This window comes from Bacillus sp. FSL R5-0422 (genome assembly GCF_038610765.1).
GTDB classification, from domain to species: domain Bacteria; phylum Bacillota; class Bacilli; order Bacillales; family Bacillaceae; genus Bacillus; species Bacillus pumilus_O.
In genome coordinates this window covers 3,301,896-3,328,296 of the sequence record NZ_CP152014.1, presented here as the reverse complement: position 1 = coordinate 3,328,296, position 26,401 = coordinate 3,301,896, and the positions used below count along the sequence as shown (strand labels likewise).

The following is a 26,401-nucleotide window of genomic DNA, read 5'->3' as shown; positions in this document are numbered from 1 at the left end:
GTTGGCTGTTTTTTTATATTGGTCAAATGTGTACAATAAAGAGAGATAAAGTCGATAGGATGGGCAGGTGCTAAAATGGAGGATTTAATACATAAGCTTCAGCATAAGGTCGCAGAATTAACCGATGCACAGAGGAGAATTGCAGATTATATCGTACAACATCCAATGGAGGTCGCTTTTTTAACTGTCGATAAACTGGCGTCAAAAGTCGGGACGAGTACAGCAACCATTATGCGATTCTCTGCTGCTGTGGGGTATTCCGGTTTTTCTGAGTTTCAAAAAGAGCTCCAATCAGCTATGAAGCATAAAGCCGACCCTCAAACGAGACTTGAAGCGAACCTTAAGCATTCAAATAAGAGTCAGCTCCTGCATAACCATGTAGAACTGCAATTTCAAAATATCCAGTACGCCTTGGACAATATCACGGAAGAAACCTTTCAGCAAATTGTTGGGAAAATAGCTAGCGCGCGCCATGTTTTGTGTACAAGTGTCCGAAGTGGAAGACCTGTTGGCGAATACATGTCGTTCGGAATCAATCGGCTATTAGGCAATTGCCAGTATATTGATGCAGATCAAAGTGACTGGGTGGATGATTTGGTTCATTTCAACTCAGGTGATTTCATTATAGCTGTCAGCTATCCGCGCTATGCAAAGCGTATGAAGGATTTGATGGAAGCAGCGAAGTCTTATGGGGTGGAAGTCCTTTTAATCACAGACAGCTACAGCTCCCCATTAACTAAATATGCACAATATGTATTACCATGTTCCTCAGCAAGTGTAGGCTCTCATAACTCTGTCGTATCTGCTATCTTTATCGTCGATTTCATTTTAAGTGCATTAGCGATGAATGATCCAGAAAGAACCAAATCACGTTTAGATCAAATCAATCATATGTTAACGAAAATGAGTTATCACACAACACATTAGTCGTGTGATAACTCATTTTTTTATTTTTTTGAAAGCGCTTTACTATTTAAAAACAAGGTGGTATGATCATATCACAAAAGTAATATATATTACTTTAAATTAATTAAATGTAATGAATATAACTCAAAGGGGATGATGGAAACAATGAGTACTGTTCATTTCGTGTCAAATGATCTTATAGCTAGAGCAAGAAAGCTTAACTCGACCTTGCTGTCAGACGTGATGGGATGCACCGGCGCGATGGATCATCAAATCAAACCAGTTGCGAGAGGCATGAATATCGTCGGCACAGCTTTTACCGTGAGCTTACGGCCAGGGGATAATTTGTTTCTTCACCAAGCGATTTATTCTGCGCAAGTAGGCGATATACTCATCGTTGATGGGAAAGATCATAAGGGTCATGCATATTTAGGGGAATTGATGGCAGGTGCTGCAAAGGCTGTAGGGATAGAAGGAATCGTGATCGACGGTCTTGTCCGCGATAAAGTCGCTTTAGAGGAATTAGCTTTTCCAATCTATAGTAAGGGATTCATGCCGAATGGACCCTTTAAAGATGGACCTGGTGAATTGAATGAAATCATCTCGTGTGGAGGGGTCAAAGTATCACCAGGTGACTTGGTCGTTGCAGATGATGATGGAGTAGTGATTGTCCCGAAGGAGAAAGCAGAAGTGATGCTGTCTCTGGCTGAAGAGAAACAAGCATATGAACATCAAAGATTAAAAACCATTCAACATTATATAAGCGAAGAAAAGCAGGATATCAGTCTCCTAGCACCTGCATGGCTAGAGGGCAAAATGAAAAAATTCCAAGGATAGGGGGGATCTGTGATGAAGATAGGCTTTATCGGTTATGGAGAAGCGGCATATGAGCTGTCAACGGGATTGAAAACAGAAGGATTAAATCATTTTTATGCGTATGATGTACTATTACAGAATGAGAAACTAGCTGGAACAATCCAAGAAAAAGCAGCTCGTACAGGCGTCGAATTAACAAATAATGTGAATGAAGTCATTGAGAAATCTGACATTATCATTGCGGCTGTGCCAGCGAATAAAACCTTAGAAGTGGCTCAATCGGTATTAGGAAGTTTGAAAAAAAATCAAGTATATGTGGACGTATCGGCATCAACTCCAGACATCAAAAAACAAGTGGCAGACGAAATGAAAAAGCAAGAAGCTCTATTTGTAGATGCCGCCATGCTAGGACCTCTCCCAGTTAACAAACACAAGGTTCCGATCACGGCAAGCGGTAGTGGAACAGATCGATTCATTGAATTAACGAAAGAATACGGTATGAATATTACAAAAATCAGTGATCAGCCCGGAGATGCTTCAGCCTTAAAGCTAATACGAAGCATTTATATGAAAGGGATTGTCGCTTTACTCATTGAATTTTTGGAAATTTCTAAAAAATATAATGTCGAAGATCAAGCAATTTCTTCACTTAGCGAAACGCTGGACAGCAAAAGTTTTGAAGAGACGATGAATCGTCTTGTAACAGGAAGTGCCTTACATGCAAAAAGGCGAGCGATCGAATTACTTGGCTCTATTGAAATGCTGGATTCAGCTCATATTGATGCGAGCATGTCACGGGCAGCACAACAGAAGCTAGAGAAATTAGCAGACTTTCAATTCGTTGAACGGTTTAATGGGGAAAAACCCGCCAGCTGGGAAGAAGTCATTGATGTGATGCAGCAAGGGTGATGTAAGCGTTTTATTATATGAAGGGGAGGCGAAGAAACGACATGGGTTTTATTGCATTGATTGTATTCATAGCCGTCATCATTATATGGAATGTCATCGTGAAACGAAATATGGGAGAAGCCATGCTGTTAGGCTTTATTGCAACCACTTTGTTTGGTGGAATGGATGCGCTTAGACTGTTTTGGGATGGTTTACTATTTGCATCCACTTATGAGGTGCTTTATGCAGCCGTTGCGTTTGTATTCATGGCTTATTTAATCGAGAAGCTGGAATTAATTCACGCACTCTTGCGCATCCTGAATTCGGTCATCGGTAGACTTCCAGGTGGCGCAGCTTATATGAGTACGTTAGGTTCAGCAGTGTTAGGTGCTCTTTCAGGTTCAAATTCTGCAAATACAGCTGCCACTGGCTCTATTACGGCTTCTTGGATGATTAAATCAGGATGGAGCCGAACCTATACGGCCACGATTCTAGCCGGGAATGGCGGACTTGGAGCCGCGTTGCCTCCGAACTCTTCCATGTTTATCATGCTCGGCTTTGCACCAGTTGCAGCCCTTGTCTCTGAAGGTGATTTATATATTGCTCTTTTAATAGGAGGACTGTATCAAGTCATATACCGATTTATTTTGGTGTATATTCTGGTGAAAAAGAATAAAATCCAAGCGATGCCGCCAGATGATATTGTTCCCTTTGGAGAAGCTGTGAAACAGGGATGGAAATCGATTTTTATTTTTTTCGGTGCCTTGATCCCGATCATCATCACAATTGGTCCGCTGGCAAACTACTTAAAAAGTAATCCAAATATTGGACTAGAGGCCATGGATCAAATTTCTTTAATTACGTGGATTCCAATTCTCATGATGCTGATTAGTTTAACAATTGGAAGAAAAAAGGCGTCTGCACTAGATTGGTCTCAGTTTTTCAAGTCGGCCATTCCTAAGTTTACAACGATTGGGGCCTTGATGCTGTTTGCTGTTGCTGCTAGTCAGGTGCTTGCTGAATTAGGACTCGCAGAAGATTTGACGCAAATCACATCAGTACTTGCCATTCCGAAGTGGCTTATGGTGCTTATTGTTGGTGTTCTTGTCACGCTGGTGGCTGGACCATTATCTTCAACTGCCACATTAACCGCTGTTGGGCTTGTCTCATTCTCAGCTTTAATCTCAGTCGGAGTAGATCCGGTTGTCGCGGTTGTCGCCATTCTAGCCTTTTCATCAACAGAAGGCGCTTCCCCGCCTGCATCAGGATCCATTTTCATCGCTTCTGGTCTTGCAGGAGCCCGTCCTGAGAAAACATTTATTCCGCTCATTCTTTACTATATGCTGCCGATTGTAGGAATTGGCTGGCTCATCGGAATGGAAATACTTCCAGTATAGAAAGGAGTCACATATGAGAGCATTGATGGAATGTTTATTTAAAGTGCTGCTTGTCCTTTTCTTAACGTCAGGTACCATGTTGGTATTCGGGCAAATACTTGGGATTCTCTTGCAAAAGGGAGATTTGATCATAGCAAGTACGAACCTATTCAAAAATCCAACACTGGTGTTAAGCGCTTTTTTTAGTCTTGTCGGTTTCTCTCTTCATTATATTCCTGAAAAGAAAGATACATCATTTAGCGATCAACCATCAGCATCAGCTGGTGATTCGGTCAAATAAGCGTCAAAAGCTGGATTCAGTTGGTGAATTCAGCTTTTTTGTGCGTGTGTAATAGGTATAAAAACCCAATACCGACGATTCATTTTTCGTTGAATTCGTTTTCAATCATATGCCTCTTGTGCTAGGAAATGGTAACATGACGGAGGACTATTTGAGGAATAGAGGTGTTTGACGATGTCTGGAGCTATCATCGGTTATACAACAGCCTTGTATTCGTTAAAGGCAGACATATCCATAAAAAAAGAACAAATCATAGAACTGACCATGTGTCGAAAAGAAATAAAAGAAGCAAAGTCTGCTCTGGCAGATGCTAACAAGAAAATGACTCATCCAGATCTGACATCACATACATGGTTTGGTTATCTTGCAGATACGTTTGATGACATTCGAGACGAGATGGCATCCGCCAGTCAAGAGATAAAAAGTGTACAGATCACCAATCTAGTGAACCGAATTGATGAAAGAATCAGCGACTTAAAATCAGAGATCCATTCATTAGAACATGAAATTCATTCGGTTGAAAGAAAAATAGAGAAAGAAAAGCAGAAACAACTGGAAGAAAAAAGAGGGTAGTCACATGAGCAGAGAAATTAAAATAGATGCCAGTCAGGTCAAACGAGTATTACAGCATGCAAAACAATCAGGTGCTCAAATGAATGCAACACATCCAACAACCATCAAAGGGAGAAATCAGCTCCTGACGGCAGACACATTAGAAAAAATCAATCAGCAGCTGAACGAATTAAGTACATCCTACATAGGCATTCTTCAGAAACAGCTTGTACAAACAGAACAAGCGGTGAACACCATGATCGAAACGGACAAGGCGCTTGCTTCCAGCAGTAAAAGAAAATAAAGGAGAACGCAATGAAAACCCTTGATGCCTTTGCGCTAATAAACGGAATTGACCAAACGCTGAATATATTAAAGCAGCAAGTAGATAATTACACAGCATGGTGGTTTTCAAAAACAAATAAAAAAAGAAAGCATCATGTAGCACTTGATTCTAATCAAACTATAACCTGCGGATGCAGCTAGTGGTCATCATTTAAAAATCAAGTTGAAAGGAGTAATAGGATCATTAAGAATAATTGGGTATCTGTTCAGAAGATTGAAGATGAAACTTTAATTTGGGCTGGAACTATAATCAGAGTTTTTAAAGAGGAAATAAATAAGGACAACATACAAGATAATTTCTATGATTACATCGTTTCTTTTATTTATGATAACAATGAATATTTACAATTAACCTGTCTTACTCAAGGGGAGGGTGGAAATATTGTGTCTGTATTGCAAGCAGAACCAGATTCTAATTATTCATTAGGTAAGGAATTGAAAAGAATGATGGATGATGGTAAAAACTCTGTTTTTGTGAAATTCTCACCTGAATGTATCGTTAAGTAAACATCTAATATGAGCGGTGAACACCATGATCGAAACGGACAAGGCGCTTGCCTCCAGCAGTAAAAGAAAATAAAGGAGAACGTAATGAAAACCCTTGATGCCTTTGCGCTAATAAACGGAATTGACCAAACGCTGAATACATTAAAGCAGCAATCACAACAGATTAGCTCCATAGAAAAACAAATCCAACAGATCATTTCACTTGATGGCGCACTAAAGGGAGAGGCGGGACAAGCCATCCGGTCCTTTTATACAGAATGTCATATTCCCTTCCTACAATTCTTTCAGGTCGTCATTGAGGAATACAGCACTGCGCTGAAAAACACAAAGCAGGCGCTTCATGCACTTGAATCAAATCAAAACGGCTTTATATCACAAGCATTTATTGAACACGAACTTGATCAAGGATTAAAAAAAGCTGAACGAACGATTTCTGAAATCGTATCAGAGGTGAACCACGCCATCGGCAGAATTGGTTATATTGTTCATTTGCCGAATGTAGACGAATCAACTTTTCAGCAAAACTATCAAAAAGCATGGCTCGAGACCTCAAGAACCATTGGTCTGCTTCATGCATTTGACAGAGAGCAGACAAGCGCTTTGCAAGAAACAAAAAGTTCCCTTCAAACAATGAAGCAATACATCAATACGTTAAGTGCCATGTTCACCGGCCCAAAAATCGACATCACGAGCTATCAAAAAGGGTCTATTTTCAAAAATGGAAAAGAAGAAAAAATAAGCAGCACCATCAGTGGGTTGAATGACAAAATAGAAAACACGAAAGACAACCCGATGATGATCATGCTGAAGAAGTTGAGAGAGAAAGAACGGACGAATGTGGAGACGGTTGTTCGGGACGAATTTCATAAAAACACTAATCAACAAGTCACAGCAAACGATCCATCACTTACGACGTTGCAAAGGGAAGCTGTAAACGGGAAAAACAAGATTCATAGAGACATCAGGGTCATAAATGGTAAACTATACAACGTCAAAGGCATTAAAAAATTAAAAGAATTTGATATAGCAGATGAAGTCGTCACCGACTCATCCAATATTGATTTTATTGGCGGCCGATACACCGTTTACGCCAATAAACAAATTATTCGAACGTATATCGCAAACGGTGAAGTAAGAATAGAAGAAGTAGACAAAATTCCAGAAAGCCGGAGTCGAGGCAACGCGAAACGCATATTAGACGGTGAAGTTGTCTCAACAACCGAAAACATCATCCTAGAATACAGCGGAATCTATGACGGTTATCGAGCCGTCACCGGCAAAGACCCTGAAACCAGCCAAAACATCAGTAGCACAGACCAAGCCCTATCCGCAGCTTCAATTATCCCAATCGCGAAAATAGTGAAGGTAGGGAAATATGTTTTTAAGATAGATCAAGGGAAGAGTGCGGTAAAGAGGATTACTACTAGTACAGGGAGTAAGATAGATTCTGATACAATAAAAAGATATGTTAGAGATATAGAAGGACGAACAGGAAGAGAGTTACCTAAAAACCAAATAGATAATTTGAAAGCAGCATTAAGAAATAAAGAGTATAGCAAAATGTCACCCATAGAAACGGCTAAGCATCGGGCGAAATTTGATAGTGTGAAAAGTAAAGTAATCAAAGAGTGGGAAAGAAATACTGGACAAAAGTGGCCAGTGTATAATGAGAATATTATTTCAGGGAAAACTGGTAAAGTAATTAGAAAAAAAGGAGATAAGTATGATGCTCACCATATAATTGAAAATACTTTTGGAGGAGAGCATGAGTGGTGGAATATGCATCCTGCAAAATTTCCAAATGAGCATCAAGCAGGTATACATGGAGCAGGTTCACCTGCAAATACATTATTTAAAGGAGTTAAAAAATAATGAGATATGAATTTATTAAGAAAAACGAAGAAAATAGTTTTTTTTTAGTAACTGAAAAAGAAATCTTAGATGTTGAAAAGGAACTTGACTTAAAGTTTCCTAAGGAGTTAATTCGTTTTTATATAGAGGTAGGTTACGGTTTTATTAATGGGTCTGAGTTTAATACTAATCGCATTATGGACCCTTATTCTGTAAGAGACTTTCGATTAAGGGTTAATGATTTTGAATTCTATCCTGACATTGAAATCTATGATGAATTTGAGAATAACAAATTAATCTTTTTTGAAGCAAATGAGACAGCTTTAATGTCAATTGAATTGAATGAAAAGGATAAAAGCGCAATATATTATTATGATATACAAATCGCTAATTCTTTGGAAGAATTTTTAACCAAAATACAAGAGGATGATAAATATTATCTAGATTTACTAGCAGATTAATAAAAGCTTTTCAAAAGTTACTTTGCATTGATCAACTAATAGATGAGAATTGCAAAAGGGGAAATTCATCATTTGGAATATAAGTATGGGTTGAGTGACCTGTTAAGTAAAATTTAAAGATAAATCAAAAATTTATAAACATGGCACTCTTCGAGGAGGATTCACAAGATCGATGTAACCCAACTTACAGGTTTAATTATCAACAAACCAGAAACAGATATAAACATCAAAAAGGCAGAATCCCAACTAAACATGGTGCTGCCTCATGCTCATAAGACCTTACTTAAACAGACAAATGGATGTTCCGTTGGAGGCGATGTCCTACTATATGGCACTGAGGACCTTGCGGAACGCAATGCAACGTGGGAAGTTCATCATTATGCCAACGGCTATGTAGCCATTGGCGACGATGGTGGCGGACAAGTATTTCTCATGCGTCAGACCGAAGAAGAAAAACGCGTATGGATTGTGGACGCTGGTGTGATGGACCCTCAGCATGCAGAATTGGTGACTGAAAACTTGCTGGAGTGGGTGAGTGGAGGATGTATCGTTGAATGAACACAGCTTTCAAATGTATGAATCACTGAAAAGTAAAACTGAATCATCCAACTGAACGCTCTGTGACGTTAAATGTCATGGAGCTTTTTTAATGATCTCTTCGATTCTCCCTCCATTCTTCCCATGTTATAATAAACACAGTTTATGAACGAGAGGATATGCAGGACATGAAAAATGAACCTATTGAGTTACTGACACAGCCGAAATGGCGAATCATAGATCAATCGAGCCTCGGTCTTTATGTGGACCCGAAGCAATCCTTTGCGATGGATGATACGCTTTGTGCGTCGGTCGGGAAGGGACTCTCACCAGCGACAGCGCGTTCTTGGGTGCATCACAATACAATTGTGCTTGGAATTCAGGATACAAGACTTCCTTTTCTCCAAGATGGTGTAAAGCTCCTCGAAGAAGAGGGCTATCGCGTCATTGTACGCAACTCAGGCGGCCTTGCTGTGGTGCTGGATGAAGGTGTCTTGAATGTGTCGTTAATCTTTGCGGAACAAAAAAAAGGCATTGATATTGACCGCGGGTATGATGCGATGGTGGAATTGGTCTGCCGGATGCTGTCTAAGTATGAGGTGGACATTGAAGCTTATGAAATTGTCGGCTCTTATTGTCCGGGCAGCTATGACCTAAGCATCAATGGAAAGAAATTTGCAGGCATTTCTCAGCGTAGATTACGCGGGGGAGTTGCTGTGCAAATTTATTTGTGTGCAGATGGAAGCGGGCGGGAACGTGCTGACTTGATCCGCCGTTTTTATGACGCCGCCTTAAAGGACAAACGAGAAGAAGTGAAGGCCGTATTTCCTGATATACAACCTGATACGATGGCGTCTTTATCAGAATTAACTGGAGAACCAATTGATTGTGCGCTCCTTATGCGTCTTTTACTAGAAGAGCTTCAAACGTTAAGTGATCAGCTGACAGCTTCAGGGCTGAGCGCAGATGAACAGCTAGAATTTGAAAAAAACATGACGCGGATGATTGAGCGGAATGAAAAGGTGTTTTCTTAAAAATCTTGAAAAGCATAGAGGTGAACTGATGGAAACCAAGCTCGAGAAAGCCATTGAACTTCGAAAAAGTGGACACCTTCAAGAATCAAATGAAATGCTCTCTCATCTTGTAGAGAAGTATCCAGACGATGCCTCTATTCATTATCAATGTGCCTGGAGTTATGACTTGCTAGGAGAGGAAAGGCAAGCTGTCTTTTTTTATGAAAGAGCCATTGAGTTAGGATTGTCTTCAGAAGAACTAGAAGACGCTTTACTAGGGTTAGGAAGTACATACAGAACCTTAGGAGAATATGAAAAGTCCAAGCACATATTCCTACGAGGGATAGAAACTTATCCGGACAACAAAGCCATTCAAACGTTCTATGCCATGACTTTGTATAATTTGAAAGAACATAGCAAAGCAATGGAAATGTTACTGAACTGTTTAACTGAAACGACAACAGATCCTACTATTTTGAGTTATCGAAAAGCAATTGATTTTTATTCGAATCAGTTAGATAAATTGTGGAAATAAACCATTTAATAGAATAGTCAAATAGAAACGGAGGGGCACTTTAATGGAAGAATCCCCTCCTTCGTTATGTTGTTTTTTATGCGATAGTCATTTATGACATAAGAAAGAAGGAAAATGTATTGTCATTATTCACCACGTATTACCCGCTGTTTATGCTTTGCGTTTTGTCTTTGTTGTATGTAATGTATCGTATTCAACCGATAGCCTCTACGGTTAAAAAAATCATCATTGTGCTTTGTGTGTTAACTAATGCCGCTTATATTTGCTGGCGTCTTTTCTTTACACTGCCTCATGAAGGTACTTTTAATATTGTGATGGGTATTTTGCTTGTTGCTTGTGAATGCATTGGATTTTTACAGCTGCTTGTGTTTTATACACTTGTTTGGAAACCTTCTAATCGGAAGCAAGTCATGATCAGTGATCTTGATAGGCTGCAAACAGTTGATATTTTCATAGCTACATATAATGAACCAATTGAAGTGCTGAAACGTACTGTTGCAGGTTGTGTGAATCTCTCTTATCCAAAGGACAAAGTCCATATTTATTTATGTGATGATGGAAAACGGGCGTCTGTAGAGCAGCTTGCGTCTGAGTTTGGTGTTCATTATTTGACGAGAACCGATAACAAGTTTGCGAAGGCGGGTAATTTAAACCATGCGATGTCTCAAACGAATGGGGAGCTGATTCTCACACTTGATGCCGATATGGTTCCCCTTCCTGCCTTTTTAGAAAAAACAGTGCCTTATTTTCATGATGGAGCGACGGCGTTTGTTCAAGTTCCACAGGCGTTTTATAACGAAGATCCTTTCCAATATAATATGTTCTCGAAGGATCGAATTCCGAATGAGCAGGACTTCTTCATGCAAACCCTTCAAGCTGGGAAGGATCGGTTTAATGCTGTGATGTATGTCGGTAGTAATACTGTCTTTAGAAGAATGGCCTTAGATGAAATTGGCGGATTTGCTACTGGGGTGATTACAGAAGACATGGCGACAGGAATGCTGCTCCAAGGCAAGTTCAAATCTGTGTCTGTCGGAGAAGTATTAGCCGTCGGTCTGGCACCTGAAAGCTGGCTGGATCTGTTAAAGCAGAGAGATCGGTGGTCGAGAGGGAACATTCAGTGTGCCCGTAAGTTTAATCCTTTGAAGGTTCGCGGCTTAACGCTGATGCAGCGAGTTCTTTATTTAGATGGTATTGTGTATTGGTTTAACGGTTTGTTTAAAATGATTTACATTCTCACACCGATTTTGTTTTTATTGTTTGGTATTCAAAGTTTCTGGGCAGATTTCCAGTCCATTTTCATGTTCTGGCTACCGGCGTTCTTTAGTTCCTATTTAGCATTTAAACTGGTGTCGAATCAAAAAAGAAGCATGTTTTGGAGTCATATTTATGAAAGCTCGATGGCATTCCACCTAGCTGGTGTGGCTTTAAGTGAGCTGTTTTTCAAAAAGAGAGTGGAATTTCTTGTCACACCAAAGGGAATTCAAACAGACAAAAGACATTTTCATTTGAAAACGATGATTCCCCATTTAATCTTTTTGCTACTCTCATTGCTTGTCCTAGTGAAAATAGGATACGATGTGAAGGTAAACGGAACGATGAATGCTGATCTCACGTTGATTAATATATTTTGGGTGATGTATAACGGTGCAGGTCTATTCATGGCACTGCTTGTGGCGTTTGATCGTCCGCGTTATCGAAAATCAGAGCGGTTTATCATTGAAAAAGAGGGACAGCTTCGTTCTGATCATCAAGATCAGTCGATTGCATGTTTCCTGCTAGATATGAGTGATTCAGGAGCGCGACTCTCCATTCCATTGGATCAAGCTTCTTCTCTTTATCAAGGACAACAGCAACTATTCTTTACAGAGGATGAAAGCGTGACGTGTGACGTCGTCTGGAGCTATCCAGAGGAAGACAAGCTGATGGTAGGTGTTGCTTTTACTGACACACAAAAATCAGAGTATCTATCACTCATCCGCTTCCTATTCACACGAGAGCATGTAGCCATTACGGATCGTGAGAAAAAATCCTATGCTGTTCGGACGTTTCTCCGTTTTATAAGAGAAACAGAGAAAGTGCCAAAGGCTATACGGCGAAAATGGATGAGAAAACCTTTAAAAGGTGTGACAGGCACGTTATCATATGGGGACAAATTAGAAGAGAAGGTGTCGCTTGTCATACACGATATTAGTGTATCTGGGTGTAAAATCGAGTCTGAAGCTGTCATTGAATTACATGAGAAAGTACGGATCACCATTGACACAGAATCTTTGACAGATCAGCCGGCGATTGCCGTTTGGACTTCAAAAAAACGCGGCCGCACAATGGTCGGACTCAAATTTGTTCAACCTGACATCAAGCAAATAGAAGAAAGAGAGGGAGTGGTTTCTTGAAATCAAAAAACGGCGGTTACCTCTATTTACTATGGCTTCCTATTATCATAGGAGCCGGCTACGGCATTTCGCTTTTGGTGCCGTTTCTTCAGCCTGTACTGACACTTGGCATCGCAGGTCTGTATATTTTTATATTTGGTGATTTTCAGGTGAGACAAGTCAGGTATATTTTTATGTTTGTCTTTTTGATTAATGTCCTATTTAGTGTGATGCTATTTTTAGGCATTTAAAAAAGTGCTTCCCACAGATGGGGAGCACTTTTTGTTATTCTGCCATTTTTTCGAGGTTGCCGTTTCGGTCCATTTTAAAGGTTGGAGCGGCAGTGTCGTCCTCTTCAAACAAAACTAGTTTTCTTGCACGGTTCATGATTTTGACGAGTGTTTCATAATCTTCTTGAATGGTGAGCTGATCCTTTTCAAGCTTTTTCACTTCTGCTTCTAGCTGCGTGACTTTATGTGAAAGTTCGTTATTTTCTCGTTTTAACCGGCTGTTTTCCATGCGTAAGGCAGAGGATTGCTGTCCATCGCCTTCATAGCGTCGCAAGAAATCAATGACATCTTCGATGGTTAACTCCTGTTGCTGCCTAAAAGGATTGGCTTCTGGCTTTTTCTCCACGACATGAGAAGCCTGTGACAATAAGTGTGATAAACTAGCTAACTCTTCATTGTAGCTTTGGTCTACAAACTGAAGTTGCTCTGCTGTTTCAGATGCTGGTGCAAACGTTTCTTCCTTCGCTGGTTCCAGCTCCTGCGAGAATTCCTCTTGCGTGACCGTTTCTTCTACTTGCGGCTGATAGAGTAATCGTTTCTTTGCAGGCTGGCCGTTGCCGAGCGCACGCATGCGTTGTTTCCGCTGTTTTTTAGCAAGGGCTAGAGCTTTTTCATATTGATGCCTCACAACAGCATTCCATCTAAAACCGCAAGCCGCTGAGGTGCGATTTAGCTTATCTCCAACTTCTTCAAATGCATTCAACTGTGTGCTGCCCTCTCTCACGTGACGTAAGACGGTTTCCGCCAAAAGGAGATCATCTTCCTCTGACCAAGCATCTTGTCTTTGTTTTGACATGTTTAAACCCCCATATGATTTGATGGTATTAGATTAGCCAAGTTCAAGACGGTTTATACAAGTTTGCTAAAAGGATAGTGGAAAATACTAGCTTTTATATGAGCACGTCTCAGCAATTATCATGCGTCTTGCAAGTCCAGCCGCTTCGATGTACAATGTTGGGTGGTATATTATGACTCTTGGTTGTCCAACTGTTTCATATAAAATGAAGTTCATCATTGAAAGGAAGCGTAAGACCATGGCTAATGAGTTTCGCGTATGTGACGATTGCGATGCGACGAACCTAAAGACGTTGTTGCCTCGACTCAAATCGGTTGACCCTGATGCAAAAATTGAAATTGGCTGTCAATCCTATTGTGGTCCAGGACGAAAAAAGGCTTTTGCGTTTGTAAACAATCGCCCATTATCCGCACCAACAGAAGATGAGTTACTCGAAAAGGTTCAAAAAAAAGTCAAATAAATGTCACTGAATGTGTTCAGTCGACCTAAAAAGAGGTCCGTCCCTGTCAGGTCGGGCTTTTTACGTCCGTGCAATCATTGAGAACACATTCACGAGCAAATTCAAGGATGTTTTCGGGAAAAGTTACCCGATATAATAGAAACACGTCTTAAAAAAAGAGGGACGAAACGATGGCGTATCCAAAAGGGAAATTATCTGAGGAAAAGGTATTTAAAGATCCTGTGCACCGTTATGTTCACGTACGGGACGCATTAATATGGGATTTAATAGGAACAAGAGAATTTCAGCGCCTGCGCCGAATTAAACAGCTAGGAACCACTTATTTGACGTTTCATGGTGCAGAACACAGCCGTTTCAATCATTCGCTCGGTGTATACGAGATTGTGAGACGGATTGTGGATGATGTATTCAAAGGACGGCCGGAATGGGATGAGGGAGAACGCGAGCTTGTCCTGAGTGCGGCCTTGCTTCATGACCTCGGACATGGACCATTTTCTCATTCCTTTGAAAAGGTCTTCCACTTAGATCATGAATCGTTTACAAGAGATATTATTTTAGGGCAAACCGAAGTCAATGAAGTGCTTCGCCGGGTGAGTGATGATTTCCCGAAGCATGTGGCAGAAGTTATTGCGAAAACGTATCAAAACAAACAGGTGGTCAGTTTGATCTCAAGTCAAATCGATGCCGACCGTATGGACTACTTGCAGCGTGATGCCTACTATACAGGCGTCAGCTACGGCCATTTTGATATGGAGCGTATTTTGCGCGTAATGCGTCCTAGAGAAGATCAGATTGTGATGAAGCAGAGCGGGATGCATGCGGTTGAAGATTATATTATGAGCCGCTATCAAATGTATTGGCAAGTCTATTTCCACCCAGTGACACGCAGTGCGGAAGTCATTTTAACGAAAATCCTTCATCGGGCAAAAGAGCTGCATGAAACGGGTTATATTTTTACACATGCCCCAGTTCATTTTTATTCGATCTTTGAGGGGAATGTCACCACAGAGGACTACATTAAGCTGGATGAATCTATTGTCTTATTTTATTTTCAGGCGTGGGAAGATGAAGAAGATCACGTGCTGGCTGATTTGTGCCGCCGTTTTATGAACCGCCGATTGTTCCAATATACAGAGTTTAATCCGAATGAAGAAATGACGAAATATTTCAAGCTGACCGCCTTGTTCAAGGAGGCAGGCATTGATCCTGACTATTATTTAGTCGTCGACTCTTCCTCTGACTTGCCATACGACTTCTACAGACCAGGTGAGGAAGAAGAGAGACTGCCGATTCACCTTTTGACGCAAAGTGGTCACATTAAAGAGCTGTCGAGACAGTCAGATATTGTTGATGCCATTTCCGGTAAACGAAGAACCGATCATAAACTTTATTTCCCGATGGACTTAATTGTAGATATGTCGGAAAAAGCTGAAGAAAAGAAGGCGATCATGAAGCTGCTTGGATTGGGATAAGGAAGTACTGAAAAAGGAGATGTCGGGAATTTGTTGAAAGAGCATGCAAAGTTGATGAAGGTATTCTCTGAATCTGGGGAAATCGTTGGACGGAAGAAGCTGCAAAAGATGATTTACATAGCAAAAAAGCTAGATTTGCCTTTTTACGAGAAATACGATTTTCACTTTTATGGCCCCTATTCAGAGGAGTTGACGCTCAGAATTGAAGAGTTGTGCAACCTTGGATTCTTGGACGAAATGAAGGAAAAAAAAGGCGGGTACTATCAATATCGCTATTCGCTGACGGACAATGGGAAAGAATTTCTCGACCAGTGTGAAGTGGACATGCCTGACCTCAAAGTACTGACGCAGCAGATGAACGAGCAGTCGTCTCGTTTCCTAGAGCTCGTCTCTACGATTTTATACTTTGATGATCTGCCAGAAGATGAGGTAAAGGAAAAGGTCTTCACTATTAAAAGCAAGCAGCGCTATACGGACGAAGAATTTGAGGATGCTCTTGCTTATATTGATCAATTGAAGGAATTGAACTAGCTTCACAAAAGCCCCGCATTTAGGGCTTTTTTTTGTTTTTGTAAGACCTAGACCAAAAGCGCTAATTTTCGATGAAATGTGTACTGAACGATTCAGAAAATTAGTGAATATGACGTATTTCGACTTTCTTCCTGTGTATCTAATTCCCTGTTTTTGACTGAATAGAAGGAAAATGGTGAATTTTCAGTGAATATATAACTTTGTGAAAATCAAAGGAGGGATAGGAATGAAAAAGCGTTCAGTCTTTTTGTCATTTTTATTGGTAGGTAGTTTGTTACCGGGAGTAAGTTCAGCTTCAGCACCAGTCGCGAGTGCTGGTCATGGGCATGATCATGGTCATACGCCATTCGAAACACATATTAGTGAGGGGTTGCCAAAGGCAAACGATTTTAAAGATTTGACAAAAGCACCTCCAATTGAACGAGATGTGACAACAAAGGTATTAGATGAGTCTGGTAAGCAAGTAGGCTCTAGAACCTTTAAGGCGAATACAGGGGATTCTATTTCAACAAAGGCAAGCACAGGCAGTCAAAAAGTAACGGTTTATGCTGTAGCAGATGCGCAGTATCGTGCGAAATATAGTGACTGGCAGACGCGCATTGTCAGCATCATCGAGCAAGCGGACGTCACCTTTAACCGTGATCATGATGTCGACTTTGTCGTACAAGCAGTAGGATCTTGGACATCTTCTGGATCAAATGCAGAGCAAATTTTATCTAACCTGTCACGCAGCTTTGATGGCAGAGGATACGATTTTGTCACTGGCTTTACAGCTAATCCAAACTTTGATGCGGGCGGAATCGCGTATGTATACAATAGTGCACCACGCGGAAGTGCATTCGCCGTTAACCTTGATCAAGGAACAGCGAATACTGCAAAAGCGGCTACGCATGAATACGGTCATAACTTTGGCTTACCACATGATCCTCAAGGCAGCGGCATTGTCTGCTTAATGAATTATGATTATTCCTACACAGTCGATTTCTTTGATGCGGCTCATAAAAATCAAGTGAACCGTAACAAAGCGTGGTACAGATAAGAGCTAGTATGATGTAATTCAAGAACAAATCATAAACTATTGTCAAAGGGTTAGAGTGAAGTTATTTTAACCCTTTGATTTCTCTTAAAATACTTATTAGAAAATAAATATATTTTGATTGGATGTTCAGAATATATAATTTGACAATGATCTCGCATCTAAAGTGTCTAAATACTATTTATAATAATGTGGTGAGAAAGATCCTTATCTTAAATAAGGTTTTATTTTGAAAAAAAGTTAAATTTTACTTGTTATTTAAAGTAAACTATGATTAAATTCTATTATGTTTCAAATCTATAATCAGATGGAGGGGGTGAAATAAAATGACAGCAAGAGTGAATGCTTTCAAAATCTCAGGCTTACTTTTAGCGAGTATTGCATTATTATTTGCTTACTTTTTTGCGATGGGGAACTTACCTATTGCTTATCTGACTAAAGAGTTTGGTATTCCGTCAGCAGTAGGTAGTACAATTACTTGGTACCTAGACATGGGGGCAACAGCTTCAGTCATAATCGGTATATTATCAGGTTTTTTAACCGGGGGATTAGGACTAATTGCAAATGCCGGCAGACAAGCACTTACAGTCTATCTTAAAGAACAACTTAGAGAAAGAGGCAAAAAGGCCTTTATTGCTTGGTAAGGTAAAATTATTCTAATAAGAGGAGAAGTCCTCTTATTAGAATGAAATGAGATCATTAGGGAATATTATTTTAGGAGTTATTCATGTGATAACAAGATACATAAATATTTTAAAAATCCATTTGATTATGCGTGCTGAAAAAGACTATTCCTTTTTACTAAAGTTTATTCCTTTTTTTAAGAGGATAAAAAATATTGCTATATTTAAGATGATTATTCACACTATTTTTTCAATCATCCTAATCCTTTTTTTATATAACAAGTACGGTGTTTTTGTTGATAAATGGAATGAAATGTTCTTATTTGGGATATTCCTTTTATTATTCCTCTTAGCTCTAACTAGTGGAATTTCAACATATAGAAGGACCCATTTTTCAATATATCAGGATCTATTGAGTACAACTCCACTAAGTCAGCGACAAATATATGTTTTACTACTGACTGAAGAACTGCTTTGGTTTTTGATGCAATATGGAAATATTTTAATAACAGCAATTGTATGTCTCTATTTTATTTTGAAAATACCTTTAAGTTTTTTTTTATTGCTAAATTCCAATCTTATTTTGTTTATTTTCTTCACATTTATAATTTCGAATCTTTTAATGGGGAAGTATCAAACATATAAAATTAAAAATAAAATTGGTTTCTTTAGATTTGTTATATATATGTTTTTTTCCTGTGTTTTAATGACTCTTGGATACATAATGAGTCATCAATTCGCAAAACTAATATTTGCTTTAAGAGAACCATTTAAAAATGTAGAACAGCTATTAAATGATTCCTATTGGATTCGTGTGAAAAATATATTTGTTCAAGAATTCAAGGGGAATTTTGTTTATTTCAAAAAAATTATTGCGAGTATTTACGACGGTATTATATATTCTATTAACCTACCAATATTAATATTGGTATTCTTTGCTTTAACGATGTGTATTGTCTTTATTACACGTTATTTTTATCCAAATTATTATAAAAATGAACAAATAAAATCTAAGCAGGAATTATTTGATTGGTTAACACTTTATATAAAACTAGTAAATAAGATTTTCAGAGCAGAGAATAATTTTCTGTTTAAAAAAGAGCTTATTAATTTAGAAAGAAAACGTTGGATCGTATCACCAGGAGTCTTTTCTATTATTATATATTCGTTAGAAGGCTTTTTTTATTGTGGGGTTTTATTAGGGATAGTGGAAAACTCTGATAACAGTTCATTCATTATGGCAATGCTACTTCTCTTTAATGTTTTAACAATAATTATTCATTGCTTTGAAGTTTCTTATGAGTATCCTCAAGTATTCTTTTTAGGTTCTGAAGGTAAAAGTATCCATTTGTTAAAAACGTCTCCAAATGGTGTAGAAAAATTATTTGAATCTAAAATAAAATTGTTGGAAGTATGTTTATTTATACCTCTTGTTATTAATATCATCATATCTTTAATTGTTATCAATTTAATGAAAGAATTGAATTTGATATCTTGTTTGCAAATATTTATATTGTTGTTTGCTGTGTATAAAATATCACCACTCATTCAATTGTATATGGCTCCTTTATTTTCTAAATTTTCTTTTGATGATATACAGGAAGTTGGAAGTACATACGATGAAAAAATATTGCATATTAAGTCTCAAAGTCTACCAAGAAACTTTATACTAGTTCCACTTTTAATTTTTAGCTTCATAAACATATTTGTACCTATTTATAAATGGATTCATTATATTGACTGGTACTATTTTATTTATTTCATGTTATCAATGATTGTGTTTAAAATAATATCTAAAAAAATTATTGAAAAGGGAATTGAGAAGATAGAAAGAGGTATTTTTTGACTAAATTAATTAACATCTTAAAAAGATGGAAGAATATCTATATTTTATTCATAATAATATTTTTTGCAGGTGTTTTGGGTGGTATATTTTTTCGAAAAGGAGGTTCGGTTCAATCTAATTCTGATAGTGTATATTATGGAAGCATATTTCTAAATAATCTAGATGTTGGTTTACTTTGTCTAATTGGTGGACTATTTACGTGTGGTGCTATTCCTATATTTGTAATGTGTATGAATGGTTATGTTGTCGGTAATACAATTAATAGTTTGATAATTAAAGGAAATATAGAATCTTTGTTTACAGGATTACTGCCACACTTTTTTATTGAGTTGTTTGGTTTGTTATCCTTCTCAGTCCTTGGAATGTTTACAGGAGTGATATTTTTGAGATTTTTGCAAGGTGAAATTCGTAAAGTTAATTATTTAAAAATGATTAGAGAGGGTTTCATAATGCTCTTCATCGCAACATCATTTTTATTTCTTGGAGCGATAATTGAAGATTTTGTGAGTTGGGTTTGAATATAACTAGGTTAAAAATTTCATTTTAGGAGGAAAAGATGCAACTTGTTTTTAAACCCCAGAATTATTTAACGTTAAATATAGAAAAAGTAACTAGTAGATCAATATTGTTTCAAAACTTAATCATTATTTTATTCAATATGTTTTTTGTAACTTGTATTATCGTGCAAATTCTCCCTAGTAGTGAAAATTACAACTTCTTCGCTCTATATGTCTTTATTGCTTTTGTGTTCACACCTTTTTACTTAATCATTAATTTTATTATTTCTTTGGTGTATTTAATAGTCATGATTTTTTTCCACCCTACATTAAAAATAAGTCATTTCTTTGTTGTCATTTTGACTTACAACTCATTAATATTTTTTGGGAATTCAGTCGGTATAAATTTAATATTTATGTTTGAAAATTCTTTTATCATGTTCATGGTGGTTCTTTTAACTTTCATAACAGTAGTATGGGCTTCTCGAGTTTTGTTTTTAGGATTACTCAATTTTGTTGGATATTCTAAGAAAGCAAGCTTGAATTTTTGTATTGTACTCTTCCTCTTTAACCTTATATCTTTTGGGGGTGGATTCTTAATTAATGTCTAAATTGCTAAGTTTAAAAAAGGTTAGTTTTTATTACAATAAAGGTAAGCCAATATTAGAGGACATAAATCTTGATCTCTATGCACATGAAATTATTTGTATTTTAGGCGCAAATGGTGCTGGAAAGTCTACTTTATTAAAGGTGATCGCAGGTATTGCTGAATTTCAAGGTGAACTTCATTTTAAGAATAACCCCGTTGATAATTTAAATGAATATAAAAGAAATATTGCTTACATTCCAAGCAATCATTTACTATATGATATTCTTACAGGCAAAGAGAATTTAGAGTTAATCAGAAATCTTTGGGATGTGCCTAAAAAACTATTTTGGGGAAATGTTAGTTTCTATTCTGATAAACTAGGTATGAATCAGCATTTAGAAACTAGGATTGAGCATTATTCTGAAGGAATGAAAGATAAACTTTTCTTCATTGGAAGTATTTCGAAACAACCAGATCTTCTTTTATTAGACGAGCCATTCATGTCTTGGGACATCCAATCACAGAAAACGGTAATTGATCTTATTAAAAAATACAAAGAAGAATATGCAAAATCTATCATTATAATCACTCATTCTGAGCACTTAAGAGAGACTCTAGCAGATAAGACTTATCTAATTCAAGACACTAAACTTATTAATACTTTTTCTAGTTAGGGGTTATTAAATTGAGGAACTTATTTATATTATTATTAATAATTTCAATCACTGTCATAGCAATTGTTGTATTTACAGGTGGTTATAAAATTATTGTAGGTAAATTGATTATTGTTTTTTCATCAACTTTAGCTGCTACAAGCATTATGAAAATAGTTGATAAAAAAAATCATAAGAGAAAGGGCTAAAATGAACTTTATTTTATCCCTTTCTCTTCTTTTCAGTATGTGACACTCATGATCACAGTGCTCAGGACTGCGGGGATGTCTACAAGCTAGCTGAAGGCAGGCTCTTTTAAAAAAAGTCGTCTGTTAAGATGCTTAAAGATCGCTCATTCGCTTTCCTGCTACGGCATAGTGTTCTTTTTTCATTTCTTCAATAATAACAGAGACTTTTTCTGCACCTGCGCCTGTTGTTTCAACAACAGCGTCAGTGACTTTCTCCACAAGCGCCCTTTTCTGCTCGTCTGTTCTTCCTTCAAGCATTTGTACGGTGACAATCGGCAATGCGAAAACCTCCTTTTTCCTTTAATGCTACGCTTCCCTTTAGTTTAAGGGACTTCTTATAGTATACTGAATGAAGTAAATCATTGTATAGAAAGAAAGAGGGATTCATGCCTTTGAACCAATTTCTTGTGTATCCATTAGAACTGATTCCATATGTCGCCATTACACTTGTTGTTGCATTTACGATGCACGAGTTGGCGCATGCATATGTTGCGTATCGTTTCGGAGACCCGACAGCTAAGAACCAAGGGAGACTCACATTAAATCCGTTGAAGCATCTTGATGTATTTGGGACGATTTTGATCTTTGTCGCTGGGTTTGGCTGGGCGAGACCTGTGCCTGTGAATCGTTACCATTTTAAAAACCCGCGCTTAGCAGGAATCTGCGTCTCGATTGCTGGCCCTTTAAGTAACTTGGTGTTGGCATTTCTAGGCTTTTTCGTGTATGTCCTTCTTCAAAAATTTGGCGGGGAGTCGCTCATGCGCTTTGAGCCGGGGATCGATTATTTCTTCCGAATCTTTATTAACTTGAACGTCATTTTGTTCCTGTTTAACTTATTGCCAATTCCACCGCTGGATGGGTATCGTATTATTGAGGACGTCGTCAGCCCCCGTATCCGGGCGAAAATGACGCAATTTGAACAATATGGGATCATTATCTTTCTCATATTTGTGATTACGCCGCTAGGACAGTTTGTTTTTGGTCCATTGATCGGAATGCGGGATCAAATCATTCAATGGTTTGGACTTATTTTGAAGCCGCTGCTTTAGGAGGTTTAATGAATGGAAGGTAAAAAGAAGAAACCAATTGGTTTTAATATCATTAAAAAAACAGATGCAACAGACGGACACGGAGGCTTTGGAGCGGGTGCGCTCAGCCTGGATAACATTTCGCCGGTGATCATTGATGTAGAGGAAAAGGAAGCTGTCATTGATATTGGTGCTATGCATGCGAGAAGTGCCGTTGAAAAAGGAATTAAATTTCTGAAAACAAAAGAAGAAGTGCCGAACGGAAAACCGTATTGGCTCGTATGGGTGACCATTGACCGCAGAGAAGAAGGTCCTTACTATGCGGGTGTCACGGCTTGCGAAATGACCGTTGATCGTTCAATCCGCCGAGGGTATAAGTCGCTTCCAGAGCATGTGAATTTAATGGATAAATCAATGAAGCGAAAAATCGTTGTCAGTCATATGGATAATGTATCGAAAAAGGTACTGGCTGATTTCTTGAAGAGTCATAATGAAGCACTATGGGAAGCATCCACAGATGAATTAAAAGAAGGATTGGCTGTCCCTGAATAATTGTGAAATTTTTGTGAAGAATGGCGAATTGCTACCAATTCCAGCTGATTTTTGAGTAAACTGGTGTTAAAGCTAGGACATGGAGAATCCCGAGATGCAAATCTCGGGGTTTTTCATGTCTTTTTTTCTTTTTTTAACGTTTCAGCCACTTTTCCCACCATTTCTTTGGCTTTTGATCTTGAACTGGATGATCCTCAGAAGATTTATTCTCAGCGCCGTAGCACACACCTGTCGGCTCCGTTCCTTCTATAAAATAGGTAAATACCTTTGATTCACATCCTGGGCCTGCCAGATCGCCGGTTTTTGGATTGATATACACACCTTTTACGCCGTCTGGTGGCATGAAGGAGGACGCTGGCTGTTTAGAGAGGGCTGATTCCATAAAAGATGCCCATATCTTTTTTGCATAGGCTGTTTCTTCGACCGAGTCAATGGTTCGCCCTTTATCATAGCCTGTCCACACACCTGTCACGAGCTGGGGAGAGAAGCCGATCATCCAGCTGTCGGCTCCTGTCGTCCCTGATTTTCCTCCGTATGTTCGCGTGAGATCCTTCATAATGGTGCGACCAGTGACACTCGTATAGCCGTTTAACTGATCATTGAACATTCCTGACATCATGTCGGTGGTGACAAAGGCTGCCTTTTCATCTAAGACTTGCTCTCGTTTTTGCTTTTCTTCAAAAAGCACGTTGCCTTTTGCATCCGTTACTTTTGTAATAAAGGTGGGTTTGACTCGTTTTCCGCCATTGACAAGCATGGCATAAGCATTGGTCATTTCAATAGGTTTGACAGGAGACGTACCTAAGGCTAGTGATGGCACTTGATCTAGTTTTTCGTTGATGCCAAATGTTTTCCCGGCACGTACAAGCTGCTCCATTCCTAAAAATAGATGGGTTTTCACGGCATAAATATTATCAGACAGCGCCAAGGCTTGAAGCATCGTAATGCCGTCATTGGCGTAATAGCCATGATAATTGCTTGGCGAATAAGCAGCACCGCTTCCTTGATCATCGAGCTCAAAAACTGTTTCTTCACTACGCATGACGGTTGCTGGTGTAAACCCATTTTGTAAGGCCATGTAATAGAGAAGTGGCTTCATTGTTGAACCGGGCTGTCTTTTCGCTTGTGTCACCCGGTTGAATGGACTTTTCTCGTAATCTCTTCCTCCGATGAGGGCGAGTACATGACCTGTTTGTGGATGGATAGCAGTAAAGCCGATTTGGATGTCTGATTTCAAATCGATTGTGCTTTTTAACGTCTTCTCAGCAATTTTCTGTAATTCTGGATGTAAAGTCGTTTGGATATGAAGGCCATAGGTTTCGATCTGTTCCTTAGTTAGCCCCAAGGTTTGCTTCAACTCACGAACCACATCATCATAAAAATACGGGGCTTGCTTTGCTTGTAGCTGCTTCTTTTGCAAAGGACGATAGGACAGTTTTTCTATCGCGGCTTCAGCGGCTGCCTTTTTCGTAATCATGCCGTCCTCTTGCATGTGCCTCAAAATCATATTCTTTCTTGCACCGGCTTTCTCTTCATTCACATAAGGGGAGTAGAGAGAAGGGCCCTTTGGGATACCGGCAAGTAAGGCAGATTCAGCGAGGGTCAAATTCTTCGCTTTTTTTCCGAAATACAGACGGGATGCCGCTTCCACGCCATAAGCTCCATGACCATAATAAATGGTGTTCAAGTATCCTTCTAAAATCTCATCTTTTGTATAGTTTTGTTCTAAGCGAATCGTGTAAAAGGCTTCATTCCATTTCCGCTTCCACGTTTTATCATGATCTAAATAAAGATTTCGTGCATATTGCTGGGTGATCGTGCTGGCTCCCTGTACTTTAGCCATGGCGCGAATATCAGCCACTGCAGCCCCTGCCATTCGTTTCACATCAAAGCCGTGATGCTCATAAAAAGTTTTATCCTCAACAGCTACAGCTGCCTGTCTGATATGAGGAGACATGTCCTTTAACGGCACCCAATATCTCTTTTCTCCAAAGCTAGTTTCTCCAAGCTTTGAACCATCGGCTGCATAAATCGTCGTAGATTGGGGAACTTGAACAGAAGGGGCGCCTTGCCATTTGGCTATTAAAAGAATCGTCAAAAAGACAGTGCCTGCAAATAGAAAAGCGAGTAAGCCAATAAAAAAACAGGCTCGAATCGTTTTCACGGTCATGCGGATTTTTTTATTACTCATGATTGTGTCCATGCCAAGCCCCCATTTTGACGGTTTTTTATCAGTATGGAACAAAGAAAACCGTTTTAAACAAATGATTGAAAGAGCGTGCATGAAAATTGAAGAGAACTCATGCGGTTCTTTACAATTTGATATGAATCCACTATACTTTTTTCTTGGACAATCGATATAGTCATAGCCGTTAAAAGGCGCTAACAATAGATGTTTGTTTATTATTGGATGAGAGGAAGATGGACAATGAGCGAACTTTGGTATACAGAGAAGCAAACGAAGAATTTTGGTATTACATTGAAGGTGAACAAGACCCTTCACACAGAGCAAACAGATTTTCAGCATTTAGAAATGGTGGAAACAGAAGAGTTTGGCAATATGCTGTTTTTAGATGGTATGGTGATGACATCTGAGAAAGATGAGTTTGTATACCACGAAATGGTGGCACATGTACCTCTTTTCACTCATCCAAATCCGGAAAATGTTCTTGTCGTAGGCGGAGGAGATGGCGGTGTCATTCGTGAAATCCTCAAGCATCCAAGTGTGAAAAAAGCGACACTTGTTGATATTGATGGAAAAGTCATCGAATACTCGAAGAAATTCCTTCCTTCAATTGCTGGGAAGCTAGACGATCCTCGTGTAGATGTCAAAGTCGGAGACGGCTTTATGCACATTGCTGAAGCTGACAATGAGTACGATGTCATCATGGTGGACTCAACTGAACCAGTTGGACCAGCTGTGAACTTGTTCTCTAAAGGATTTTACGCAGGAATCTCAAAAGCACTCAAAGAAGACGGTATTTTCGTGGCACAAACGGACAACCCTTGGTTTACACCTGAGCTGATTACAAATGTACAGCGTGATGTGAAAGAGATTTTCCCAATAACGAAGCTTTATACAGCGAATATTCCAACGTATCCAAGTGGTCTTTGGACATTTACCATCGGTTCAAAAAAATATGATCCACTTGCTGTAGAAGACAGCCGTTTCTTTGATATTGAGACGAAATATTACACAAAAGAATTGCACAAAGCGGCATTTGTTCTGCCGAAATTTGTAAGCGACTTAATCAAATAAATCAAGCGAAGTGGAAATGCGCAAATGACCGTTTGCGCATTTTTTGAAGCGTAAAAGG

30 protein-coding genes are annotated in these 26,401 nt (G+C 38.8%); 27 read left to right on the top strand and 3 right to left on the bottom strand.

The window, feature by feature from the left end:
• Positions 1-75: 75 nt before the first annotated feature.
• The 16 genes from MKX52_RS17070 to MKX52_RS16995 all read left to right on the top strand — a co-directional run bounded on the left by MKX52_RS17070 (position 76) and on the right by MKX52_RS16995 (position 12,714).
• The gene (locus tag MKX52_RS17070; protein WP_342491096.1) at positions 76-927 is read left to right on the top strand and encodes a MurR/RpiR family transcriptional regulator; all 852 of its coding nucleotides are present in this window, start codon (positions 76-78) and stop codon (positions 925-927) included.
• Between the two features lie 144 nt (positions 928-1,071).
• The gene (locus tag MKX52_RS17065) at positions 1,072-1,743 is read left to right on the top strand and encodes an RraA family protein (protein ID WP_144455306.1); all 672 of its coding nucleotides are present in this window, start codon (positions 1,072-1,074) and stop codon (positions 1,741-1,743) included.
• A 12-nt stretch (positions 1,744-1,755) separates the two neighbouring features.
• Positions 1,756-2,631, top strand: a complete 876-nt coding sequence (locus tag MKX52_RS17060; RefSeq protein ID WP_088002999.1) for a prephenate dehydrogenase/arogenate dehydrogenase family protein — start codon at positions 1,756-1,758, stop codon at positions 2,629-2,631.
• A gap of 41 nt (positions 2,632-2,672) precedes the next feature.
• Positions 2,673-4,007: a TRAP transporter large permease subunit gene (locus MKX52_RS17055; RefSeq protein ID WP_342491095.1), complete on the top strand. Its 1,335-nt coding sequence runs from the start codon at positions 2,673-2,675 to the stop codon at positions 4,005-4,007.
• 13 nt (positions 4,008-4,020) lie between these two features.
• The gene (locus MKX52_RS17050; protein WP_217013287.1) at positions 4,021-4,287 is read left to right on the top strand and encodes a hypothetical protein; all 267 of its coding nucleotides are present in this window, start codon (positions 4,021-4,023) and stop codon (positions 4,285-4,287) included.
• Positions 4,288-4,461: 174 nt separating this feature from the next.
• Positions 4,462-4,860 (top strand): DUF5082 family protein, encoded by a 399-nt coding sequence (locus tag MKX52_RS17045; protein WP_342491094.1) that lies wholly within the window; start codon positions 4,462-4,464, stop codon positions 4,858-4,860.
• Between the two features lie 4 nt (positions 4,861-4,864).
• The gene (locus MKX52_RS17040) at positions 4,865-5,143 is read left to right on the top strand and encodes a YwqI/YxiC family protein (protein WP_012011617.1); all 279 of its coding nucleotides are present in this window, start codon (positions 4,865-4,867) and stop codon (positions 5,141-5,143) included.
• An 11-nt stretch (positions 5,144-5,154) separates the two neighbouring features.
• Positions 5,155-5,325: a hypothetical protein gene (locus tag MKX52_RS17035; RefSeq protein WP_342491093.1), complete on the top strand. Its 171-nt coding sequence runs from the start codon at positions 5,155-5,157 to the stop codon at positions 5,323-5,325.
• Between the two features lie 243 nt (positions 5,326-5,568).
• Positions 5,569-5,691, top strand: a complete 123-nt coding sequence (locus MKX52_RS17030; RefSeq protein WP_260856529.1) for a hypothetical protein — start codon at positions 5,569-5,571, stop codon at positions 5,689-5,691.
• 84 nt (positions 5,692-5,775) lie between these two features.
• Positions 5,776-7,563, top strand: a complete 1,788-nt coding sequence (locus MKX52_RS17025; protein WP_342491092.1) for a T7SS effector LXG polymorphic toxin — start codon at positions 5,776-5,778, stop codon at positions 7,561-7,563.
• Positions 7,563-8,003: an SMI1/KNR4 family protein gene (locus MKX52_RS17020; protein WP_342491091.1), complete on the top strand. Its 441-nt coding sequence runs from the start codon at positions 7,563-7,565 to the stop codon at positions 8,001-8,003. Before MKX52_RS17025 ends, MKX52_RS17020 begins: the two co-directional genes overlap by 1 nt.
• 159 nt (positions 8,004-8,162) lie before the next feature.
• On the top strand, positions 8,163-8,561 hold the full coding sequence (locus MKX52_RS17015) for an SMI1/KNR4 family protein (protein WP_342491904.1): 399 nt from the start codon (positions 8,163-8,165) through the stop codon (positions 8,559-8,561).
• Between the two features lie 167 nt (positions 8,562-8,728).
• Positions 8,729-9,574 carry a lipoate--protein ligase family protein gene (locus MKX52_RS17010; protein ID WP_119125516.1) on the top strand — a complete coding sequence of 282 codons (846 nt, stop codon included), beginning with the start codon at positions 8,729-8,731 and terminating at the stop codon, positions 9,572-9,574.
• A gap of 28 nt (positions 9,575-9,602) precedes the next feature.
• The gene (locus tag MKX52_RS17005; protein ID WP_342491090.1) at positions 9,603-10,088 is read left to right on the top strand and encodes a tetratricopeptide repeat protein; all 486 of its coding nucleotides are present in this window, start codon (positions 9,603-9,605) and stop codon (positions 10,086-10,088) included.
• 119 nt (positions 10,089-10,207) lie between these two features.
• On the top strand, positions 10,208-12,484 hold the full coding sequence (locus MKX52_RS17000; protein ID WP_342491089.1) for a glycosyltransferase: 2,277 nt from the start codon (positions 10,208-10,210) through the stop codon (positions 12,482-12,484).
• Positions 12,481-12,714, top strand: coding sequence for a DUF5970 family protein (locus MKX52_RS16995; RefSeq protein WP_119125513.1), 234 nt, complete (start codon positions 12,481-12,483; stop codon positions 12,712-12,714). The genes MKX52_RS17000 and MKX52_RS16995 overlap by 4 nt, the downstream gene beginning before the upstream one ends.
• 34 nt (positions 12,715-12,748) lie before the next feature.
• Here MKX52_RS16995 and MKX52_RS16990 read toward each other — a convergent pair whose 3' ends face one another.
• Positions 12,749-13,549 carry an RsfA family transcriptional regulator gene (locus MKX52_RS16990; RefSeq protein ID WP_088003038.1) on the bottom strand — a complete coding sequence of 267 codons (801 nt, stop codon included), beginning with the start codon at positions 13,547-13,549 and terminating at the stop codon, positions 12,749-12,751.
• A gap of 238 nt (positions 13,550-13,787) precedes the next feature.
• On the opposite strand from MKX52_RS16990, the gene MKX52_RS16985 reads away from it, so the two are divergent.
• The 8 genes from MKX52_RS16985 (at position 13,788) to MKX52_RS16950 (ending at position 21,277) form a co-directional block, all read left to right on the top strand.
• On the top strand, positions 13,788-14,009 hold the full coding sequence (locus MKX52_RS16985) for a DUF1450 domain-containing protein (protein WP_003215259.1): 222 nt from the start codon (positions 13,788-13,790) through the stop codon (positions 14,007-14,009).
• A 170-nt stretch (positions 14,010-14,179) separates the two neighbouring features.
• Positions 14,180-15,481, top strand: a complete 1,302-nt coding sequence (locus MKX52_RS16980; RefSeq protein WP_007497716.1) for an HD domain-containing protein — start codon at positions 14,180-14,182, stop codon at positions 15,479-15,481.
• A gap of 30 nt (positions 15,482-15,511) precedes the next feature.
• Entirely contained in the window at positions 15,512-16,012 is a 501-nt protein-coding gene (locus MKX52_RS16975) for a YwgA family protein (RefSeq protein ID WP_012011603.1), read from the top strand.
• 226 nt (positions 16,013-16,238) lie between these two features.
• Positions 16,239-17,051 carry a zinc-dependent metalloprotease gene (locus MKX52_RS16970; protein WP_161985303.1) on the top strand — a complete coding sequence of 271 codons (813 nt, stop codon included), beginning with the start codon at positions 16,239-16,241 and terminating at the stop codon, positions 17,049-17,051.
• Between the two features lie 323 nt (positions 17,052-17,374).
• Complete coding sequence (locus tag MKX52_RS16965) at positions 17,375-17,692, top strand: uberolysin/carnocyclin family circular bacteriocin (protein ID WP_342491088.1); 318 nt, start codon at positions 17,375-17,377, stop codon at positions 17,690-17,692.
• A gap of 85 nt (positions 17,693-17,777) precedes the next feature.
• Positions 17,778-19,517, top strand: a complete 1,740-nt coding sequence (locus MKX52_RS16960) for a hypothetical protein (protein WP_144455329.1) — start codon at positions 17,778-17,780, stop codon at positions 19,515-19,517.
• A complete protein-coding gene (locus tag MKX52_RS16955) occupies positions 19,514-20,035 on the top strand; it encodes a stage II sporulation protein M (RefSeq protein ID WP_342491087.1) in 522 nt (173 codons plus the stop codon). Before MKX52_RS16960 ends, MKX52_RS16955 begins: the two co-directional genes overlap by 4 nt.
• A gap of 582 nt (positions 20,036-20,617) precedes the next feature.
• Positions 20,618-21,277 (top strand): ABC transporter ATP-binding protein, encoded by a 660-nt coding sequence (locus MKX52_RS16950; RefSeq protein ID WP_342491086.1) that lies wholly within the window; start codon positions 20,618-20,620, stop codon positions 21,275-21,277.
• A gap of 320 nt (positions 21,278-21,597) precedes the next feature.
• Here the strand turns inward: MKX52_RS16950 and MKX52_RS16945 are convergent, their stop codons facing one another.
• Positions 21,598-21,783, bottom strand: coding sequence for a 2-hydroxymuconate tautomerase (locus MKX52_RS16945; RefSeq protein WP_003214939.1), 186 nt, complete (start codon positions 21,781-21,783; stop codon positions 21,598-21,600).
• A gap of 107 nt (positions 21,784-21,890) precedes the next feature.
• Between MKX52_RS16945 and MKX52_RS16940 the strand changes: the two genes are divergently transcribed.
• Together MKX52_RS16940 and MKX52_RS16935 are read left to right on the top strand one after the other, a co-directional pair.
• Positions 21,891-22,553: a site-2 protease family protein gene (locus MKX52_RS16940; RefSeq protein ID WP_342491085.1), complete on the top strand. Its 663-nt coding sequence runs from the start codon at positions 21,891-21,893 to the stop codon at positions 22,551-22,553.
• A 12-nt stretch (positions 22,554-22,565) separates the two neighbouring features.
• Positions 22,566-23,084 (top strand): YwhD family protein, encoded by a 519-nt coding sequence (locus MKX52_RS16935; RefSeq protein ID WP_217016005.1) that lies wholly within the window; start codon positions 22,566-22,568, stop codon positions 23,082-23,084.
• A 133-nt stretch (positions 23,085-23,217) separates the two neighbouring features.
• On the opposite strand, the gene MKX52_RS16930 is transcribed toward MKX52_RS16935, so the two are convergent.
• Complete coding sequence (locus MKX52_RS16930) at positions 23,218-25,287, bottom strand: transglycosylase domain-containing protein (RefSeq protein WP_342491084.1); 2,070 nt, start codon at positions 25,285-25,287, stop codon at positions 23,218-23,220.
• Positions 25,288-25,512: 225 nt separating this feature from the next.
• Here MKX52_RS16930 and speE point away from each other — a divergent pair, with 225 nt between their 5' ends.
• Complete coding sequence (gene speE / locus MKX52_RS16925) at positions 25,513-26,343, top strand: spermidine synthase (RefSeq protein WP_012011597.1); 831 nt, start codon at positions 25,513-25,515, stop codon at positions 26,341-26,343.
• The last annotated feature ends 58 nt before the right edge of the window (positions 26,344-26,401 follow it).

Bases quoted from the DNA above. Each gene is read 5' to 3' on its own strand.
- MKX52_RS17070 (WP_342491096.1), top strand. From the start codon at position 76: ATGGAGGATTTAATACATAAGCTTCAGCATAAGGTCGCAGAATTAACC.
- MKX52_RS17065 (WP_144455306.1), top strand. From the start codon at position 1,072: ATGAGTACTGTTCATTTCGTGTCAAATGATCTTATAGCTAGAGCAAGA.
- MKX52_RS17060 (WP_088002999.1), top strand. From the start codon at position 1,756: ATGAAGATAGGCTTTATCGGTTATGGAGAAGCGGCATATGAGCTGTCA.
- MKX52_RS17055 (WP_342491095.1), top strand. From the start codon at position 2,673: ATGGGTTTTATTGCATTGATTGTATTCATAGCCGTCATCATTATATGG.
- MKX52_RS17050 (WP_217013287.1), top strand. From the start codon at position 4,021: ATGAGAGCATTGATGGAATGTTTATTTAAAGTGCTGCTTGTCCTTTTC.
- MKX52_RS17045 (WP_342491094.1), top strand. From the start codon at position 4,462: ATGTCTGGAGCTATCATCGGTTATACAACAGCCTTGTATTCGTTAAAG.
- MKX52_RS17040 (WP_012011617.1), top strand. From the start codon at position 4,865: ATGAGCAGAGAAATTAAAATAGATGCCAGTCAGGTCAAACGAGTATTA.
- MKX52_RS17035 (WP_342491093.1), top strand. From the start codon at position 5,155: ATGAAAACCCTTGATGCCTTTGCGCTAATAAACGGAATTGACCAAACG.
- MKX52_RS17025 (WP_342491092.1), top strand. From the start codon at position 5,776: ATGAAAACCCTTGATGCCTTTGCGCTAATAAACGGAATTGACCAAACG.
- MKX52_RS17020 (WP_342491091.1), top strand. From the start codon at position 7,563: ATGAGATATGAATTTATTAAGAAAAACGAAGAAAATAGTTTTTTTTTA.
- MKX52_RS17010 (WP_119125516.1), top strand. From the start codon at position 8,729: ATGAAAAATGAACCTATTGAGTTACTGACACAGCCGAAATGGCGAATC.
- MKX52_RS17005 (WP_342491090.1), top strand. From the start codon at position 9,603: ATGGAAACCAAGCTCGAGAAAGCCATTGAACTTCGAAAAAGTGGACAC.
- MKX52_RS16990 (WP_088003038.1), bottom strand. From the start codon at position 13,549: ATGTCAAAACAAAGACAAGATGCTTGGTCAGAGGAAGATGATCTCCTT.
- MKX52_RS16985 (WP_003215259.1), top strand. From the start codon at position 13,788: ATGGCTAATGAGTTTCGCGTATGTGACGATTGCGATGCGACGAACCTA.
- MKX52_RS16980 (WP_007497716.1), top strand. From the start codon at position 14,180: ATGGCGTATCCAAAAGGGAAATTATCTGAGGAAAAGGTATTTAAAGAT.
- MKX52_RS16970 (WP_161985303.1), top strand. From the start codon at position 16,239: ATGAAAAAGCGTTCAGTCTTTTTGTCATTTTTATTGGTAGGTAGTTTG.
- MKX52_RS16965 (WP_342491088.1), top strand. From the start codon at position 17,375: ATGACAGCAAGAGTGAATGCTTTCAAAATCTCAGGCTTACTTTTAGCG.
- MKX52_RS16950 (WP_342491086.1), top strand. From the start codon at position 20,618: ATGTCTAAATTGCTAAGTTTAAAAAAGGTTAGTTTTTATTACAATAAA.
- MKX52_RS16940 (WP_342491085.1), top strand. From the start codon at position 21,891: ATGCCTTTGAACCAATTTCTTGTGTATCCATTAGAACTGATTCCATAT.
- MKX52_RS16935 (WP_217016005.1), top strand. From the start codon at position 22,566: ATGGAAGGTAAAAAGAAGAAACCAATTGGTTTTAATATCATTAAAAAA.
- MKX52_RS16930 (WP_342491084.1), bottom strand. From the start codon at position 25,287: ATGGACACAATCATGAGTAATAAAAAAATCCGCATGACCGTGAAAACG.
- speE (WP_012011597.1), top strand. From the start codon at position 25,513: ATGAGCGAACTTTGGTATACAGAGAAGCAAACGAAGAATTTTGGTATT.